The following is a 16217-nucleotide window of genomic DNA, read 5'->3' as shown; positions in this document are numbered from 1 at the left end:
CTCGACGACCGATACACCGCATCGATACCGAACGGAACCGCACGCACAGTGAACCGACTTGTTCGGCTGGCCCCCGTTCTGCTCGCGGTCTCGGTGCTGAGCCGCTTCGTCTGGGCCTTCGCGACGCCCAACGGAATGAACCTCGTGGACCTCCACGTCTACGTCGACGGCTCCGCGGCACTGCTCGGCGGCAATCTGTACGACTACACGTATTCGGTACAGACCCCGGACTTCCCGCTCCCGTTCACGTACCCGCCGTTCGCCGCGCTGGTGTTCTTCCCGCTGCACTATCTGCCGTTCACGGTGATCGGCGTCCTGTGGCAAGCCGCGACCATGATCGCGCTGTTCGCCGTGGCGAGGCTGACGCTGTCGATGGTCCTCGGCGACGAGCGCGCCGCCGAGGCGCGCTGGGTGCGTATCGCCATGCTGTGGACCGCGCTGGGGCTGTGGTCCGAACCCGTACGGACGACACTCGACTACGGCCAGGTCAACGTATTCCTGGTGCTGCTGGCGATTCTCGCGGTACGCAGCAGCAGGTGGTGGGTGGCAGGCGGACTGGTCGGCTTCGCGGCCGGAATCAAGCTGACCCCGGCCATCACCGGTCTGTACTTCCTGGCCACCCGGCGATGGAAGGCCGCAGCGTTCTCGGCTGTGGCCTTCGCCCTTTCCGTCGCGGTCAGTTACGCGGCACTCGGACATCAGGCGGCCACGTACTTCACCACGCTTCTCGGCGATGCCGACCGCATCGGCCCCGTCGGCTCGGTCTGGAATCAGTCTCTGCGTGGTGCGCTCAGTCGGATCGCGGGGGAGGACGTCGGGCAGGGACCACTGTGGATCGTTGCCGCCGTCGTCGCGACGGGGCTCGCGATCGCGGCATGGCGTGCGATCGGACGCGAAGACCATCTGGGCACGCTGGTGATCGTGCAACTGTTCGGCCTGCTGATCTCACCGATCTCGTGGTCGCATCACTGGATCTGGGTGATCCCGATGGTGATCTGGCTGGTGCACGGCCCCCTGCGTGACGTCGCCGGGGCGAAGATCGTCGCGGGCTACTGGTTGGTGACGGTGACCGTTGGGGTGCCGTGGCTGCTCAGCTTCTTCCAGGAATCGATCTGGACCATCCCTCGTCCCGCACTGGAGGCGTGGGCAGGTGCCGTGGACGTCGTCGGAGCAGCGCTGTTCCTCGGCTGGGTGGTCTACGCCGGACGAGTCAGGAAGGCGCGGTCAGTGCATCGATCCGACGCGCCAGATCCACATCCTTCTGTGTGAGCCCGCCGGCACTGTGCGTCGACAGGGTGAACGTGAGCGTCCGCCATCTGATGTCGATGTCGGGGTGATGGTCCGCTTCCTCCGCGGCCTCGGCCACGCGGTTCACCGCCTCGATGGCAGCCGGAAACGACGCCAGTTCGACGCTGCGCGTCAGGGATTTCCCGACCACGGTCCATTCGTCGAGCCGGGCGTCCTCGATGTCGCGATCGGTCAGCAGTTCGGTCATAGAAGGATGGTGGCATGTCCGGTACCCCCACCGCTGTGGTTGTCGCAGCCGCGTTGACGCACGACGGCAGGCTGCTGCTCGCGCAACGAACCCGTCCGCCCGAGCTGGCGGGTCTGTGGGAACTGCCCGGCGGCAAGGTCGAGCCCGGCGAGTCCGAGGACGCGGCCCTGGTGCGCGAGTTGCGGGAGGAACTGGGAGTCGAGTGCTCGGTCGGAGCGGCGCTGAGCGGCGACGTCGATCTTGCGGGCGGGCTGGTGCTGCGCGCCTACCGGGCCTCGCTCGTCTCGGGAATGCCTGCAGCGCTGGAACATTCGGCCCTGCGGTGGGTGGATGCGCAGACGCTGCCGACCATGGATCTCGTCGATGCGGACCGGCTCTGGCTGCCCGAACTGCTGGAGATCCTGCTCACTTCGCCCGGGCGGTCTTGAGGCCCTTCTTGAGGTCCTTCTTGGTTGCCCCCGCCGATTCGAGTTTCTTCATTCGCATGATGACCACGGGGCATTTGATGCACCGAACCTTCTTGCGACAACATTTTTTCTTGGGCTTCATCCCCGAGACATCTGCTGCCTTTATCTTGCCCATGAGCACCAAGACTAATGGGTGGCGCAGGTCACAGACCTGAGGGTGGCGCGGGGTACCGTCGGACTACGGGTAAACTCGATCAGTCGCGAGAACCTCGCGGTGCAGCGCGCTTCTCTAGCGACATAAGCCCGCTAGCGAACAAGAGCCCGCATTCGACTCCAGGAGAATTTTTCGCGTGAGCGCCCCAAGCAGTGCAGACAACATCGACAGCACCACCACTTTTCGCAACGTAGCCATCGTTGCACACGTCGACCACGGCAAGACCACCCTGGTCGACGCCATGCTCCGGCAGTCAGGCGCGTTCGAGGAACGTGCCGAAGCGATCGACCGCGTCATGGACTCGGGTGACCTCGAAAAAGAAAAAGGCATCACGATCCTGGCCAAGAACACGGCCGTTCACAAGCGCAACGCCGACGGCACGATCACCGTCATCAACGTGATCGACACCCCCGGCCACGCCGACTTCGGCGGCGAGGTCGAACGAGGCCTGTCCATGGTCGACGGCGTCGTCCTTCTCGTCGACGCTTCCGAGGGCCCGCTCCCGCAGACCCGCTTCGTCCTGCGCAAGGCGCTCGCCGCCTCGCTCCCGGTGATCCTGGTCGTGAACAAGACCGACCGTCCCGACGCGCGCATCGAAGAGGTCGTCTCGGAGAGCCACGATCTGCTCCTCGACCTCGCGTCCGACCTCGACGACGAAGCGTCCGAGGCCGCCGAGCTCGCACTCGATCTCCCCGTTCTGTACGCCTCCGGCCGTGAGGGCAAGGCGTCGCGTGTTCAGCCCGAGAACGGCCACGCGCCCGACGCCGAGAACCTCGACGAGCTGTTCGAGGTACTCCTCAACTACGTCCCCGCGCCCAAGGGCAACGTCGACGCACCGCTGCAGGCCCACGTCACCAACCTCGACGCGTCGGCCTTCCTCGGCCGCCTCGCCCTGGTGCGTATCCACAACGGCCAGCTCTCCAAGGGCCAGACCGTGAGCTGGATGCGCGAGGTCGACGGCGAACCCGTCGTCCAGAAGGCCAAGATCACCGAGCTGCTCAACACCATCGGCGTCGAGCGCGTCCCCGGTGAGCGCGGCGTCGCAGGCGACATCGTCGCCGTCGCGGGCTTCCCGGACATCATGATCGGCGACACCCTCGCAGATCTGGAGGATCCGGTCGCGCTGCCTCGCATCACCGTCGACCAGCCGGCCATCTCCGTCACCATCGGCACCAACACGAGCCCGCTCGTCGGTCGCGTCAGCGGCCACAAGCTCACCTCGCGCATGGTCAAGAGCCGTCTGGACCAGGAGCTCATCGGTAACGTCTCGCTCAAGGTTCTCGACATCGGTCGCCCCGATGCCTGGGAGGTCCAGGGTCGTGGCGAGCTGGCGCTGGCCATCCTCGTCGAGCAGATGCGTCGCGAAGGCTTCGAGCTCACCGTCGGCAAGCCCCAGGTGGTCACCAAGCAGGTCGACGGCAAGCTGCACGAGCCCTTCGAAGAGCTCACCGTCGACACACCGGAGGAGTACCTCGGCGCGGTCACTCAGTTGCTCGCAGCTCGCAAGGGCAAGATGGTGCAGATGACGAACCACGGCGCAGGCTGGGTTCGCATGGAGTTCATCGTTCCCTCGCGTGGCCTGATCGGTTTCCGCACCGATTTCCTCACCGAGACTCGCGGCACCGGTATCGCCAACGCCGTCTTCCACGGATACGCACCGTGGGCAGGCGAGATCCGCGCCCGCCACACCGGCTCGCTCGTCTCGGACCGTAACGGCACCGTCACTCCGTTCGCGATGATCCAGCTGGCCGACCGCGGCACGTTCTTCGTCGAGCCGGGTGCGGACACCTACGAGGGCATGGTCGTGGGCATCAATCCGCGTCAGGAAGACCTCGACATAAACGTCACCCGCGAGAAGAAGCTGACCAACATGCGTCAGTCCTCCGCAGACGTCATGGAGACCCTGGCCAAGCCCAAGAAGCTCGACCTGGAAATGGCGATGGAGTTCTGTGCAGGCGACGAGTGCGTCGAGGTGACCCCCGAGGTCGTCCGCGTCCGCAAGGTGCACCTCGATTCCAACGAGCGCGCCCGCGAGCGTTCGCGTAGCAAGACTCGCGACAAGGCTGCTCTGTAAGACTCACTTCGTGCGGCAGAAGCGACGTGTCACCCTCGTGGGGCGCGTCGCTTCTGTCGCAGAAGTAGCCGACTACCAAGGAGATCCTCGTTGCGCAAGGTGCTGATGCCGACGGTTCTGGTTTCTGCCATCGCTCTGGCTCTCACCGCGTGCACTGCGGATCCGCCGCCACCCATCGAGAGTGTCGAGACTCCGGTCAGCACGACGATGGTTCCGGCCGAGACCGGTGATCCGGTCGTCGTCGCCATCGACGACGTCGGTATCGGGTTCAATCCACATCTTCTGGCGGATCAGTCGCCCGCGACGGCCGCGGTGAGTTCGCTGGTGCTGCCCAGCCCGTTCCGCCCGGTCAGGAACCCCGACACCGGGGTGACCACCTGGGAGCCGGACCTGTCCTTGCTGCTCTCGGCCGAGGTGACGTCGCAATCGCCGTTCACCATCCGCTACCAGCTGCGCAACGAGGCCCAGTGGTCCGACAGCGCGCCGATCGCCGCCGAGGATTTCCGCTACCTGTGGCAACAGATGATCACCCAGCCCGGTGTCGTCGATCCGGCGGGGTACGCCCTGATCAGCGACGTTGCGTCCTCGGGCGGTGGCAAAACGGTCGACGTGACGCTCTCGTCGCCGTATCCGGCCTGGCAGCGACTGTTCGCCGATCTGGTGCCCTCGCACCTGCTCAAGGACTCACCGGGCGGTTTCCAGGGGGGCCTGACGGACAACGTGCCGGTCTCCGGTTCGCGGTTCAACATCAAGACCGTCGACCGGGGGCGCGACGAGATCCTGCTCGAACGCAACGATCGATTCTGGGACCGACCGGCATCACCGGACCAGATCCTCATCCGCCGCGGAGGAACCTCTGCGCAGCTGGCCGATTCGCTGAGGTCCAGTGACGCTCAGATCGCTCAGGTTCGCGGGGGCTCGGCGCTGCGGGCGCAGCTCTCCGCAATTCCCGGAGTGCGAACCGACACCGTCAGGCAGTCACGTGTGCTGTCGATGACGATCAACGGTCGAGCTCCGAACATGTCCGATTCTGCTGTGCGGCAAGGGATATTTGGTCTGCTCGATCCGAACCTGCTGGCCACGGTCGGAGCAGGCGGCGGCGCGACCGATCGCCGGGCGGCTGCGCAGCTGTCCTCGCCGTCCGACCCCGGCTACTCCGCGACCGCGCCCGCCCCCATCGGCAAGACCGCTGCCCTCGATCTACTCGGTCGGGCCGGGTTCGTGCCGACACCCGATGCCGTGGTGACCTCGACACCGAACCCGAGCGCACCGACCACCCCAGCTCCGACGACGAGTCCAGCTCCGACGACGAGTCCCGCCCCGAGTGCGACGGGCGCTCCTCGGTCGCCCGTCACCCGCCTTGCCGACGCGACCGGCACCGCGTTGCGGTTCGTGATCGGTGCGGTCGAGAACGACGACATCGCGCTCGCGGTCGCCGGCACCGCCGCCGACGAACTCGTCGGCGCGGGCATCGACGCCACCGTCACCCCACTGCCTGCCGACGAGTTGTATTCGACGGCGATGACCGACGGGACCGTCGACGCGGTCGTGGGATGGACGAGCGCCGGGGTCGACCCCGCCACGGCCCTCGCCTCACGGTTCGGCTGCGTCGACGCAGCGGCCGACGGCAGTGGCGACGGCGTCGAGGTGCTGCGCAACCTGTCCGGCCTGTGCGTTCCGGAACTGCAACCGACGATCGACAGGGCACTGGTGAGCGGTCTCGACCCCACCGTGGCCAGGAACGAGGTCGAGCCCGAACTGTGGTCGCTGGCGTCGACCCTGCCGATCATGCAGGACTCGTCCGTGGTGGCCGCCGTTCCCGGCATCACCGGCGTCTCGTTGACCGGCCCGGTGGAGGTCGGGATCTTCGCCGACGCGTCGCAGTGGATACGGACACCCCGATGACCGAACCCGGCGAGACCGACGACAACGACACAGCGAGCGACACAGCGATGACGAACGATTCGACGAGCGAGCAGACGATGCCGGAGCCTTCCATGACGGAGCCGCAGCGGTTGCTCCTGGTGCATGCACACCCGGACGACGAGACGATCACCACCGGCGGCACCATCGCTCACTACGTCCGTGCCGGAGCGGACGTCACGGTGCTCACCTGCTCGCTCGGCGAGGAGGGGGAAGTGATCGGCGAGACGTGGGCAGATCTGGTCGTCGACCGTGCGGATCAGCTCGGCGGCTATCGGATTCTGGAACTGCACCGCGCTCTCGCGGCGCTGGGGTGCAACCCACCTCGATTTCTCGGCGGTGCCGGACGGTGGCGAGATTCGGGAATGGCCGGGACGTCGGCGGCCCGCAAACCGCGCGCGTTCGTCAACGCCGATCGCACCGAGGCTCTCGGAGCGCTCGTCGCGGTGATGCGCGAGCTCCGACCGCAGGTGGTCGTCGGGTACGACCCCGAGGGCGGATACGGCCACCCCGATCATCAGCAGGTGCATTCGCTGGTGACCGAGGCCGTCGAGGTCTGCGGTACGGAGTCGTTCCCCGGCGTCGGATCGCCCTGGGAGGTGGCGAAGTTCTACTGGACGGTCACCGGACACGATCAGTTGCGGGCGGGACTGGCCGCAATCGAGGAGATTCCCGCGCACTGGCGAATGCCGGAGGTCGGCGAGCTGCCGAGTGTTCCCGAGAGCGTCATCACCACGAGTGTCGACATTCGCGGCGTGCTCGATGCCAAGAGGGATGCGCTCCGGGCTCACGCAACTCAGGTGACCGTCGCACCGTCGGGAAGCGAGTACGCACTGTCCAACGACATCGCCCAACCGATTCTGCTCGACGAGCAGTACGTGCTCGTCCGCGGTGAACTCGACCCCGATGAGACGGGCAGGGAGAACGACCTGTTCGCCGGCGTACTAGGCTGTGGCTCGAATCACTGATCTCGATACAGCAGGGGCGGAACACACACATGTACAACTGGGTAGTGCAGGACGCGATCGTCGCGTTCGTCGATTCTCTCAAGCCGCAGTTCGGCGCGCAGGCAGATCTGTACCAGTACGTATTGGGACAGATCGCCATGGGTGCGAGCAACTTGCTGACCTCACTGGGATACCCGCCGGTTTCCTGAGTGCCGGTGCACTGAATTGACCCGGGTCAAGGCAGTATTGGGCGCATGATCTCGAAGGCCGCATCCAATACTGTCGCCCTGGTGTCGTGGGCGACTGTCGCAGTACTGGTGTTCGACGGCTTCCTGTCCGGAATTCTGTCGGTCTTCTTCCTACCGACCTACCTCGGTTCGGTGCAGTTCCCCATCAGCGCTGTGCTCGGCGGGATCGCGAACGTCGCGCTGATTCTGGCCGCACGCAAAGTCGCAGATCGACCGATCTGGGTGGCGTCGCCCCTGTTCGGTTGGTTTGCCGCGGTGGTGCTGTGCATGCTCGGCGGTCCGGGAGGCGACGTTCTCCTACTCGCCGATTGGCGCACCATGCTGCTCATCGTGGCCGGTGCGGGCCCCGCCGGAGTGCTGCTGTTCATGTTCCGGATGAAGGCGATCACAGCAAGCGTGCATGCCGACCCGCATTCCGCAGCACGTCCTCGATCATCGTCGGAGTCAACAGTCCGGTGAAGGTGTTTCGCTGGCTCACGTGGTAGCTGGCGAACACGGTGATCGAGCCCAGGTCGAGCCGAGCCCCATGGCCGAATTTCGGTGCGGGCCTCGGCACATCCCACCCGTTCGCGGCCAGTGTCGGCAGCAGAGACTGCCAGCCGAACGCTCCGAGAACGAGGACGGACCTCAGGGTCGGACGCAGCAACCGCAATTCGTCGTCGAGCCAGGGTCTGCACCGGTCACGTTCGGCGGGAGTCGGTTTGTTCTGCGGCGGAGCACAGTGCACCGGAGCAGCGATGCGAACCCCGTTGAGCGTCAATCCGTCTCCGATATGGGTGGCAGTGGGTTGGCTGGCCAGGCCGACCGCATGCATCGCTCGATAGAGAACGTCACCGCTTCGATCACCGGTGAACATCCGACCGGTGCGGTTCGCGCCGTGTGCCGCGGGTGCCAGACCCACGATCAGCATCGATGCATCGGCCGGGCCGAAACTGGGAACTGCTTTGCCCCAATACGTTTCGTTGGCGAACGCGGCCCGCTTCTCGGTAGCGACCTGCTCACGCCACTGCACCAAGCGTGGACAGGCGCGGCATTCGGCCACCGCGATGTCGAGCTCGTCGATGCTCTGCGGCCGCGTCATGTCAGGTCCGGTGCAGCCAGACGTCCCCGGCTCCAGGGGTGACGGCGTCGATCATCGCCCACGCGTTCTCGATGGGGATGTCGACCACCTCGTAGTGTCCGACGCCTGCGGGAGTTGCGGCGACGACGGTCGCGACCCCGGCGCGACGCTGAAAGAACGTCTGCCGCACCGTCCAGCCGATGATGCCCGCAGCTTCGAGGCTGTGTCGAGTCCTGTCGAGCGAACCGTGCTGGGTGATGAGCCAACCGGGCAGAACCGTGTGGCCGAGGCCGCGAAAGCGATCGCGAGCGAGTCCGAATGCAGCAACGAACAACACCCCGACCGCGATCCACGCCAGCACCGGGATCGGTGCGCCGACGTACTGTGCGATGCCCAGCGCTGCACCGAGAACCAGCACGGGCAGCACAGCGCGGGTGTAGCGGCGTCGACGCGCTGCGGGTCCGTGTTGCAGCAGAGGCCGGTCCGAACTTCCGTGCAGACCGGCCTCGCCGAGCACCGTGGTCATCATCCGCAGCGCCTCGGCGCGTGGGGCCTGGGGGAGCAGCAGAGACGATTCCTTCTTCTCGGCGCTGACGCCCGTCATGATGGCGTCCAGCCTTGCTCCGCCGGCCGCACGAAGCAGCAGCGGTTCGGACAACGAGGTGCCACGAAGTCGCTTGCGATCGAGCGTCGACTGACGGGTGCGCAGCAGTCCGTGGCTGACGTGCATGGTGCGTCCCTGGTCGGTCACGGTCAGGTTGGCGTAGGCCAGCAGGTAGCGGACGCATGCGAAGATGCTCGACACGACGAGCAGCACCATCAGCGCCACGACGACGAACACCGCGATGCCCAATCGCTCGGCGGAGTCGATGCTGTTGGAGACCACCGACGATTCGGCCAGTGTCTGCCCGAGCCCGTATTGGAACAACACGCCGACGGCCGCAGCGATGGTGACGATGCCGGTGATGGAGAACGGCGCGAACCGCACCCACGAGAACTGCCAGTGCGCAATCTCCACACCGGAATCCTCTGCTGCGGTGGATGTTCCGTCGGTCGCCGGGACCTGCCCCGAGACTCGCTGCAACAGGTCTCCGCGGAGTGCCGGTACCAGCGAGGTGTCGAGGGCATTGAGCTCGAAGGCCTCACCCTTGCCTGCCTGTTGCCCGGTGCCGATGCGCAGGATGGACAGGCCGAGTACGCGGTGCAGGACGTTCGCCTCCACGTCGACCGACCGAATCCTGTTGCGCGGGATGGACAGGACCTTCTTCTGCAACACTCCGGTGCGAAGTTGCACGTGTACCGGACCGATTCGGTAGCTGGTGGTGAACCATCGCAGAATTGCGAACACCACCACGACTGCGAGGATGCCGAGACTCCAATAGTGGTTACCGCTCTGACTGCCGACGAAGAACGAGATCAACAGCACCGGCAGAATCTTGATGCCCTCGTTCACCGGATGTACCAACAGCATTCGCTTGTCCAGGCGCAGCCAGGGCTGTTCCTCCTCGACGGCGAGGAGTTCCGCCTGATCCTGCGGGCTGCCGGCGGTCACGTGGCATCTCCGACGGTACGGCCGGCGATATCGGTCAGGCGCGCGACCGTCTTGTCCGCGACGTCCTGATCGAGCGCTGTGATCTTCACCGCGCCCGCGGACGACGCCGTGGTGACGGTGACGGTGGCCAAGCCCAACAGACGGTCGAGCGGTCCGCGCTCGGTGTCGACGGTCTGTACTCGCGAGATCGGTGCGATCCGCCGCTCCTGGCTCAACCAGCCGGTGCGGATGTAGACCGCGGTGTCGCTGATCTCCCAGCGATGCACGCGATATCGCCACTGTGGCACGACCGCGACGTGCAGGGCCGCGAGGACGATCGAGGCGACGAGGACGGTGACGTGCGGCCAGGTGGTCCAGTTCGAGTCGACGACGGCCCAGACGATCTGGGCGACGAAGATCGGTACCCACAGCAGACCGGCACTCAGCGCCCAGAGCAGACGCGCACGGGGAGAGGGTTGCCACTGCGGATCGGTCATCGTTGTCACGGCTACAAACCTAGGGGTGTCGTTCGGTAACCACCACCCCCGGAGCCTGCGGAACGACCCCAGTACGGCGGGAGTGGAGCCTGCGGAACGACCCGGGAGGGGAGGAGTGGAGCCTGCGGAACGACCCGAATGGGGGAGGGGTGGGTGGCACGTGCGTACCAGGAAGCGCATGATCGACTGGTGACTTCGCTGCCTGATACCGCTCCAGCCGCTTCTGCCATGCGCCGCGTTCTGCGTCGCGCCCGGGACGGAGTCTCGTTGAACGTCGACGAGGCGACGGTTCTGCTGCATGCGCGTGGGGACGATCTGGTGGATCTGATGGCGTCGGCGGCGCGAGTTCGTGATGCGGGTCTGGAGTCGGCCGGGCGTCCGAAGACGGTCTCGTATTCGCGAAAGGTCTTCGTACCCATCACGCGGTTGTGCCGCGACAAGTGCCATTACTGCACGTTCGTCACGGTGCCCGGCAAGCTCAATGCGGCCGGGCACGGGATGTTCATGGATCCCGACGAGATCATCGACGTCGCTCGCAAGGGTGCCGCGCTCGGGTGCAAGGAAGCGCTGTTCACCCTCGGCGACCGACCGGAGGAGCGGTGGCCCGAGGCCAAGGCGTGGCTCGATTCCCGCGGCTACGATTCGACCCTGGATTACGTGCGCGCCATGTCGATCAGGGTGCTCGAGGAGACCGGTCTGCTGCCGCACCTCAATCCGGGAGTGATGTCGTGGCAGGAGCTGTCGCGACTCAAGCCGGTCGCCCCGTCGATGGGGATGATGCTCGAGACCACCTCGCGTCGGTTGTTCGAGGAGAAGGGGCAGGCGCACTACGGCAGCCCCGACAAGGATCCCGAGGTTCGGCTGCGGACGTTGACCGACGCGGGTCGCCTGAACATCCCGTTCACGACCGGCATTCTGGTGGGAATCGGCGAGACACTGCGCGATCGCGCCGAGTCGATCATGGCAATTCGTAAGGTGCACAAGTCTTTCGGGCACGTTCAGGAAATCATCGTGCAGAACTTCCTGGCGAAGTCCGACACCGCGATGCGATCCGTCCCCGATGCGGGGCTCGAAGAATTCCTGGCGACCATCGCGGTGACGCGCATCGTGGTCGGCCCGTCGACGCGGATTCAGGCTCCGCCGAATCTGGTCGAGCCGGAGGAGACCGCAGCGCTGCTCGGTGCAGGCGTCGACGATTGGGGCGGGGTCTCGCCGCTGACTCCCGATCACGTCAACCCGGAGCGGCCGTGGCCGAACCTCGACACCCTCGCCGAGCTGTCCGACAAGGCGGGCTACCGCTTGGTGGAACGTGTTGCAGCGCAACCGCAGTACGTTCTGGCCGGCGCTCCGTGGATCGATCCGCGGATCTCGGCGCACGTGCGGGCGCTCGCCGATCCCGAGACCGGCATGGCGCGTGAGAACGTCAACCCGACGGGTCTGCCGTGGCAGGAGCCGGACGAGGAGTGGGAGTCCTCGGGACGCGTCGACCTGAACACCGAGATCGACACTCAGGGACGCAATACCGAGACGCGCTCGGATCTGGCGAATGCGTTCGGCGACTGGGACTCCATTCGCGAGCAGGTGCGCGATCTCGCCGGGCTCGAGCGGGTCGATCGCGACTTGGTGTCGGCATTGACGGCAGCGGAGAAGGATCCGGCCGGGCTGACCGACGAGCAGTACCTCGCACTCGCCACGGCCGAGGGTCCGGGCATGGACGCCGTCGCGGCCCTGGCGGACGATCTGCGCAAGCAGGTCAACGGAGACACCGTCACCTACGTGGTGAACCGGAACATCAACTTCACCAACATCTGCTACACCGGGTGCCGCTTCTGTGCGTTCGCGCAGCGCAAGGGTGACGCCGATGCGTTCACCCTGTCCACCGCCGAGGTCGCCGATCGTGCGTGGGAAGCGCACGTCGTCGGTGCCACCGAGGTCTGCATGCAGGGTGGAATCGACCCCGAACTACCGGTGACGGGCTACGCCGACCTGGTGCGTGCGGTCAAGGCTCGGGTTCCGTCCATGCACGTGCACGCGTTCTCACCGATGGAGATCGTCAACGGGGCCTCCCGCGGCGGTCAGTCGATTCGCGAGTGGCTCACCGAACTCCGGGCCGCAGGGCTGGACTCGATACCGGGTACGGCCGCGGAGATCCTCGACGACGAGGTCCGCTGGGTGCTCACCAAGGGCAAGCTGCCCGCTGCCGAGTGGATCGAAGTGATCACCACCGCGCACGAGGTGGGCCTGCGGTCGAGCTCGACGATGATGTACGGGCACGTCGACAATCCGTCGCACTGGGTCGGTCACCTGAACGTGCTCAAGAAGATCCAGGACGAGACCGGTGGGTTCACCGAATTCGTGCCGCTGCCGTTCGTGCACCAGTCCTCGCCGCTGTATCTGGCCGGAGCGTCCCGACCCGGGCCGACCAACCGCGACAACCGTGCGGTGCACGCCCTGGCTCGCATCATGCTGCACGGCCGAATCGACAACATCCAGACATCGTGGGTGAAATTGGGAATCACGGGTACACAGGCGATGCTGAACGGAGGCGCGAACGATCTGGGAGGGACCCTGATGGAGGAGACGATCTCGCGTATGGCGGGTTCGCAGAACGGTTCGGAGAAGACCGTCGCGGAACTGCACGAGATCGCCGACGGCATCGGACGACCGGTTCGTCAGCGCACCACCACGTACGGCCCGGCTCCGGCGGTATCGGTTGCCGGCTTGATCTGACCCTCGGGTCCCCTTTTTCGAAATGGAGCTTGTCTGACATGGACGACCGTCGAGTCGCCGCGGTTCTGAGCAGTGCCGTCGCCATCATTCATCCCGTGCTCGACATCCTGGCGACACGGGATCCGATCGGGCTCAAGGGGCGCACGTTCCGTGAGTCCTCCGCGGATGACTCGACGCTCGACAACGTGATCGATTTTCTCGCGAAGGCCTTCGACACCACCGACTTCCCCGGTACCGCGGGCTGGGAGAAGCTCGACAGCGACGCTCGTTCGCAGTGGTGGGTCAATCGGATCGGCGCACTCAACACCGTGGCCGTGGCGTTCCCCGGTGTGTTCGGCATTCTGGTCAACCGCCTGCCGATCCAGGACCTGCTCGGGTTCGCCAACCAGGCGATGGTGCTCGTGGCCGTGGCGCGCGAGTCGGGGGTCACCGACCGCGAGACGCACGTCGCGCTGCTCGGATCGGTGCTGTGCAAGCGCGATCTGACGTCCCTGGCCGACAGTGCTCCGGCGCAGAAGGAGCAGTCACCCAAGTCGGGTCCGTTCGCACTGCTGCGCGGAATGTGGCAGATCGCGAACGTACTGCGGGACGTGGCAGGCGAACTGGAGAAGCGTCCGCACCCCCGCGGCTTCTACCGCGTGCTCGGCGCCATCCCCCTCGTCGGTGGCGTCGCCGGATATCTCGGTGAGCGCGGCGCTCTCTCGCGTGCCGCCAAGCAGGGGCGCAAGTGGCTCGCGGCCCACAAGAAGGCATCGGCACTCGGTGCCGACTCGCCCGCGAAGCAGTTGCGTCGATAGCCGAGCGGGGCAGGTGAGGCGACCCTGAGTCGGTCGCCCTCGAGTTCGGACGGCGATACTAGGATGCTCAGGGCGCGCGAGCGCCCACGATCGATACAGGAGGGGAGAGCAGCAGTGACCTACTCGATTGCAGAACCGTGCGTAGATGTACTGGACAAAGCGTGCATCGAAGAGTGCCCGGTGGATTGCATCTACGAGGGTAACCGAATGCTGTACATCCACCCCGACGAATGCGTCGACTGCGGAGCCTGCGAGCCCGTGTGCCCCGTCGAGGCCATTTTCTACGAGGACGACGTGCCCGAGCAGTGGAGCGCATACGTCGGTGCCAACGTCGACTTCTTCGACGACCTGGGATCTCCCGGTGGCGCAGCCAAGCTCGGCAAGACGGACTACGACCCGCCGTTCATCAAGGCTCTGCCTCCCATGGGCGAGAACTGACGCCTTGGCACGCAGAGCGGTGGCAGCGACGCTGCCCGATTTCCCATGGGACTCGTTGACCGCTGCCAAGGAGACGGCGTCGGCGCACCCGGACGGCATCGTCAATCTATCGGTCGGGACACCGGTGGATCCGGTTGCCGAGGTCATCCGCACCGCACTGAATTCGGTTGCGGACGAACCCGGATACCCGACCACCGTCGGTACCGTTGCGCTGCGGGAGGCCGCGGTCGCCGCGCTCGAGCGCCGCTACTCGATCACCGGCATCGGGGTCGACGCGGTGCTGCCTGCCATCGGCACCAAGGAAATGATCGCCTGGTTGCCGACATTGCTGGGCCTCGGAGCCGAGGACCTGGTCGTCATCCCCGAACTGGCATATCCCACTTACGAAGTGGGTGCTCTGCTTGCCGGCGCTCGTATTCTGCGGGCAGACGGTCTCGCGCGGCTCGGACCGGAGCGCGCGTCGTTGATATTCGTCAATTCGCCGTCCAACCCGACGGGCAAGGTGCTCGGTGTCGAGCACCTGCGCAAGGTCGTCGACTGGGCCCGCGAACGTGACGCGATCGTCGTCTCCGACGAGTGCTACCTGGGTCTGACCTGGGATGCCGAGGCCGTGTCGGTTCTCGACCCCCGCGTGTGCGACGGAGATCACACCAATCTCCTTGCGGTGCACTCACTCTCGAAGACCTCGAACCTGGCCAGCTATCGCGCCGGCTTCGTCACCGGAGATGCCTCCCTCGTCGCCGAGTTGCTCGAGGTGCGCAAGCATGCCGGCATGATGGTGCCGTTGCCGATCCAAGCTGCCATGACCGCCGCACTGGCCGACGACGAGCACGAGAACATCCAGCGCGAGCGATACCGAGCCCGGCGAACGACTCTCAAATCCGCCGTCGAGGCAGCGGGCTTCACCGTCGACCACTCCGAAGCCGGGCTCTACCTCTGGGCCACGCGGGGTGAGAAGTGCCGCGACACCGTCGACTGGCTCGCCCAGCGCGGCATCCTCGCCGCACCGGGGGAGTTCTACGGTCCCGACGGTGCCCACCACGTGCGGATCGCGTTGACGGCCACGGACGAACGCATCGAGGCTGCGGCGGCTCGCCTGCGCGGATAGTGCGTGGTGCACTGACTGTCCACGATTCGGCCCGGCCAACGGAATTCCGTTTCTCGATGCGAATTGTGGGCAGAAAAGTCGGTTGGCTTCGGCTCGGCCCGGGTGTTCTCATGTACCCATGACCCTCAGCCTGCTGCTCAGCTTCGCCGGTGTGTGCTTTCTGCTGGCGATTCTGCCCGGGCCCGATTCGTTTCTGGTGCTGCGTTACAGCATCGGCGGTCTCAAGCCCGGGATCGCGGCGGCGATGGGCGTCGCGATCGGTGGACTGTTCTGGGCGGTGCTGGTAGCCGTCGGGCTGGCGGCGATCGTCGAGCAATCCGCGACCGCGTATCGCGTCGTCAAGATTCTCGGCGGACTGTATCTGCTGTACCTGGGCGTGAAGGCTTTCCGCGCCCGACGGAAGAACAAGGTGGCCGGTGAGCCGCTGGTGCCTGTCGCTGCGTCTGCGTGGTCGGCGTTCGGTGCCGGAGTTCTCTCGTGCGCGCTCAATCCCAAGGTCGGGCTGTTCTACCTCGCAGTGGTGCCGCAGTTCCTCACCGTGGTCACCTTCACCGGTGCCATGACGCTCGGGCTGGTCGAGGTGGTGGTGGCCGCTCTGGTGATGGGAGTGTTTTCCGTTCTCGCCTCACGTGCGGTGGCTCTGCTGAGCAGGCCCGCGGTGACCGACTGGCTGGACCGCATCAGCGCCGGATTCCTGGTCGCGCTCGGCATCGGAACTGTCGGGTCCGCCGCCTAACGGAGCGCGCCG

17 protein-coding genes are annotated in these 16217 nt (G+C 66.0%); 12 read left to right on the top strand and 5 right to left on the bottom strand.

From position 1 onward, the window contains the following. The first annotated feature begins 48 nt into the window (after window positions 1–48). Window positions 49–1269, top strand: coding sequence for a mannosyltransferase (locus CH274_RS25780; RefSeq protein ID WP_052049269.1), 1221 nt, complete (start codon window positions 49–51; stop codon window positions 1267–1269). On the opposite strand, the gene CH274_RS25775 is transcribed toward CH274_RS25780, so the two are convergent. Continuing rightward, window positions 1211–1495: a 4a-hydroxytetrahydrobiopterin dehydratase gene (locus tag CH274_RS25775; protein ID WP_094659319.1), complete on the bottom strand. Its 285-nt coding sequence runs from the start codon at window positions 1493–1495 to the stop codon at window positions 1211–1213. The genes CH274_RS25780 and CH274_RS25775 overlap by 59 nt on opposite strands. 14 nt (window positions 1496–1509) lie before the next feature. Between CH274_RS25775 and CH274_RS25770 the strand changes: the two genes are divergently transcribed. Further along, the gene (locus tag CH274_RS25770; protein WP_094659318.1) at window positions 1510–1923 is read left to right on the top strand and encodes a (deoxy)nucleoside triphosphate pyrophosphohydrolase; all 414 of its coding nucleotides are present in this window, start codon (window positions 1510–1512) and stop codon (window positions 1921–1923) included. Here the strand turns inward: CH274_RS25770 and CH274_RS29410 are convergent. Then, on the bottom strand, window positions 1901–2077 hold the full coding sequence (locus CH274_RS29410; RefSeq protein ID WP_094609726.1) for a hypothetical protein: 177 nt from the start codon (window positions 2075–2077) through the stop codon (window positions 1901–1903). The two genes, CH274_RS25770 and CH274_RS29410, sit on opposite strands and share 23 nt — an antisense overlap. A gap of 175 nt (window positions 2078–2252) precedes the next feature. On the opposite strand from CH274_RS29410, the gene typA reads away from it, so the two are divergent. The 5 genes from typA (at window position 2253) to CH274_RS25745 (ending at window position 7767) form a co-directional block, all read left to right on the top strand. Next, window positions 2253–4190: a translational GTPase TypA gene (typA, locus tag CH274_RS25760; RefSeq protein ID WP_032394066.1), complete on the top strand. Its 1938-nt coding sequence runs from the start codon at window positions 2253–2255 to the stop codon at window positions 4188–4190. A gap of 105 nt (window positions 4191–4295) precedes the next feature. Beyond that, window positions 4296–6095 (top strand): ABC transporter family substrate-binding protein, encoded by a 1800-nt coding sequence (locus CH274_RS25755; RefSeq protein ID WP_094659579.1) that lies wholly within the window; start codon window positions 4296–4298, stop codon window positions 6093–6095. A gap of 47 nt (window positions 6096–6142) precedes the next feature. Next, window positions 6143–7081, top strand: coding sequence for an N-acetyl-1-D-myo-inositol-2-amino-2-deoxy-alpha-D-glucopyranoside deacetylase (gene mshB, locus CH274_RS25750; RefSeq protein ID WP_373453952.1), 939 nt, complete (start codon window positions 6143–6145; stop codon window positions 7079–7081). Window positions 7082–7110: 29 nt separating this feature from the next. Next, complete coding sequence (locus tag CH274_RS29405; RefSeq protein ID WP_008714214.1) at window positions 7111–7269, top strand: hypothetical protein; 159 nt, start codon at window positions 7111–7113, stop codon at window positions 7267–7269. Between the two features lie 45 nt (window positions 7270–7314). Then, window positions 7315–7767, top strand: coding sequence for a hypothetical protein (locus CH274_RS25745; protein ID WP_032394067.1), 453 nt, complete (start codon window positions 7315–7317; stop codon window positions 7765–7767). Here the strand turns inward: CH274_RS25745 and CH274_RS25740 are convergent. The 3 genes from CH274_RS25740 to CH274_RS25730 all read right to left on the bottom strand — a co-directional run bounded on the left by CH274_RS25740 (window position 7694) and on the right by CH274_RS25730 (window position 10396). Continuing rightward, a complete protein-coding gene (locus CH274_RS25740; RefSeq protein ID WP_094659317.1) occupies window positions 7694–8389 on the bottom strand; it encodes a uracil-DNA glycosylase in 696 nt (231 codons plus the stop codon). The two genes, CH274_RS25745 and CH274_RS25740, sit on opposite strands and share 74 nt — an antisense overlap. 1 nt (window position 8390) lies before the next feature. Next, window positions 8391–9839 (bottom strand): PH domain-containing protein, encoded by a 1449-nt coding sequence (locus CH274_RS25735; protein ID WP_094659577.1) that lies wholly within the window; start codon window positions 9837–9839, stop codon window positions 8391–8393. A gap of 77 nt (window positions 9840–9916) precedes the next feature. Then, window positions 9917–10396: a PH domain-containing protein gene (locus CH274_RS25730; protein ID WP_094659316.1), complete on the bottom strand. Its 480-nt coding sequence runs from the start codon at window positions 10394–10396 to the stop codon at window positions 9917–9919. 138 nt (window positions 10397–10534) lie between these two features. Here CH274_RS25730 and CH274_RS25725 point away from each other — a divergent pair, with 138 nt between their 5' ends. The 5 genes from CH274_RS25725 (at window position 10535) to CH274_RS25705 (ending at window position 16205) form a co-directional block, all read left to right on the top strand. After that, window positions 10535–13126 carry a bifunctional FO biosynthesis protein CofGH gene (locus CH274_RS25725; protein ID WP_373453946.1) on the top strand — a complete coding sequence of 864 codons (2592 nt, stop codon included), beginning with the start codon at window positions 10535–10537 and terminating at the stop codon, window positions 13124–13126. Window positions 13127–13164: 38 nt separating this feature from the next. Continuing rightward, complete coding sequence (locus CH274_RS25720) at window positions 13165–13923, top strand: hypothetical protein (protein ID WP_032394071.1); 759 nt, start codon at window positions 13165–13167, stop codon at window positions 13921–13923. 114 nt (window positions 13924–14037) lie between these two features. Continuing rightward, window positions 14038–14361, top strand: coding sequence for a ferredoxin (gene fdxA, locus CH274_RS25715; RefSeq protein ID WP_008714223.1), 324 nt, complete (start codon window positions 14038–14040; stop codon window positions 14359–14361). Window positions 14362–14365: 4 nt separating this feature from the next. Beyond that, entirely contained in the window at window positions 14366–15469 is a 1104-nt protein-coding gene (gene dapC, locus CH274_RS25710) for a succinyldiaminopimelate transaminase (protein ID WP_094629579.1), read from the top strand. 118 nt (window positions 15470–15587) lie between these two features. Continuing rightward, window positions 15588–16205, top strand: coding sequence for a LysE family translocator (locus CH274_RS25705; protein ID WP_094641247.1), 618 nt, complete (start codon window positions 15588–15590; stop codon window positions 16203–16205). The last annotated feature ends 12 nt before the right edge of the window (window positions 16206–16217 follow it).

Origin of the sequence: Rhodococcus sp. 06-418-5 (assembly GCF_002258285.1) — a bacterium.
Taxonomy (GTDB): domain Bacteria; phylum Actinomycetota; class Actinomycetes; order Mycobacteriales; family Mycobacteriaceae; genus Rhodococcoides.
The sequence above is the reverse complement of the archived record's forward strand: the minus strand, read 5'-3'. Positions and strand labels throughout refer to the sequence as shown.

Bases quoted from the DNA above. Each gene is read 5' to 3' on its own strand.
- CH274_RS25725 (WP_373453946.1), top strand. From the start codon at position 10,535: ATGGGGGAGGGGTGGGTGGCACGTGCGTACCAGGAAGCGCATGATCGA.
- CH274_RS25735 (WP_094659577.1), bottom strand. From the start codon at position 9,839: ATGCTGTTGGTACATCCGGTGAACGAGGGCATCAAGATTCTGCCGGTG.
- CH274_RS25720 (WP_032394071.1), top strand. From the start codon at position 13,165: ATGGACGACCGTCGAGTCGCCGCGGTTCTGAGCAGTGCCGTCGCCATC.
- CH274_RS25770 (WP_094659318.1), top strand. From the start codon at position 1,510: ATGTCCGGTACCCCCACCGCTGTGGTTGTCGCAGCCGCGTTGACGCAC.
- CH274_RS25740 (WP_094659317.1), bottom strand. From the start codon at position 8,389: ATGACGCGGCCGCAGAGCATCGACGAGCTCGACATCGCGGTGGCCGAA.
- CH274_RS25730 (WP_094659316.1), bottom strand. From the start codon at position 10,396: ATGACCGATCCGCAGTGGCAACCCTCTCCCCGTGCGCGTCTGCTCTGG.
- CH274_RS29410 (WP_094609726.1), bottom strand. From the start codon at position 2,077: ATGGGCAAGATAAAGGCAGCAGATGTCTCGGGGATGAAGCCCAAGAAA.
- CH274_RS25745 (WP_032394067.1), top strand. From the start codon at position 7,315: ATGATCTCGAAGGCCGCATCCAATACTGTCGCCCTGGTGTCGTGGGCG.
- CH274_RS25705 (WP_094641247.1), top strand. From the start codon at position 15,588: ATGACCCTCAGCCTGCTGCTCAGCTTCGCCGGTGTGTGCTTTCTGCTG.
- CH274_RS25755 (WP_094659579.1), top strand. From the start codon at position 4,296: ATGCCGACGGTTCTGGTTTCTGCCATCGCTCTGGCTCTCACCGCGTGC.
- mshB (WP_373453952.1), top strand. From the start codon at position 6,143: ATGACGAACGATTCGACGAGCGAGCAGACGATGCCGGAGCCTTCCATG.
- CH274_RS25775 (WP_094659319.1), bottom strand. From the start codon at position 1,495: ATGACCGAACTGCTGACCGATCGCGACATCGAGGACGCCCGGCTCGAC.
- CH274_RS29405 (WP_008714214.1), top strand. From the start codon at position 7,111: ATGTACAACTGGGTAGTGCAGGACGCGATCGTCGCGTTCGTCGATTCT.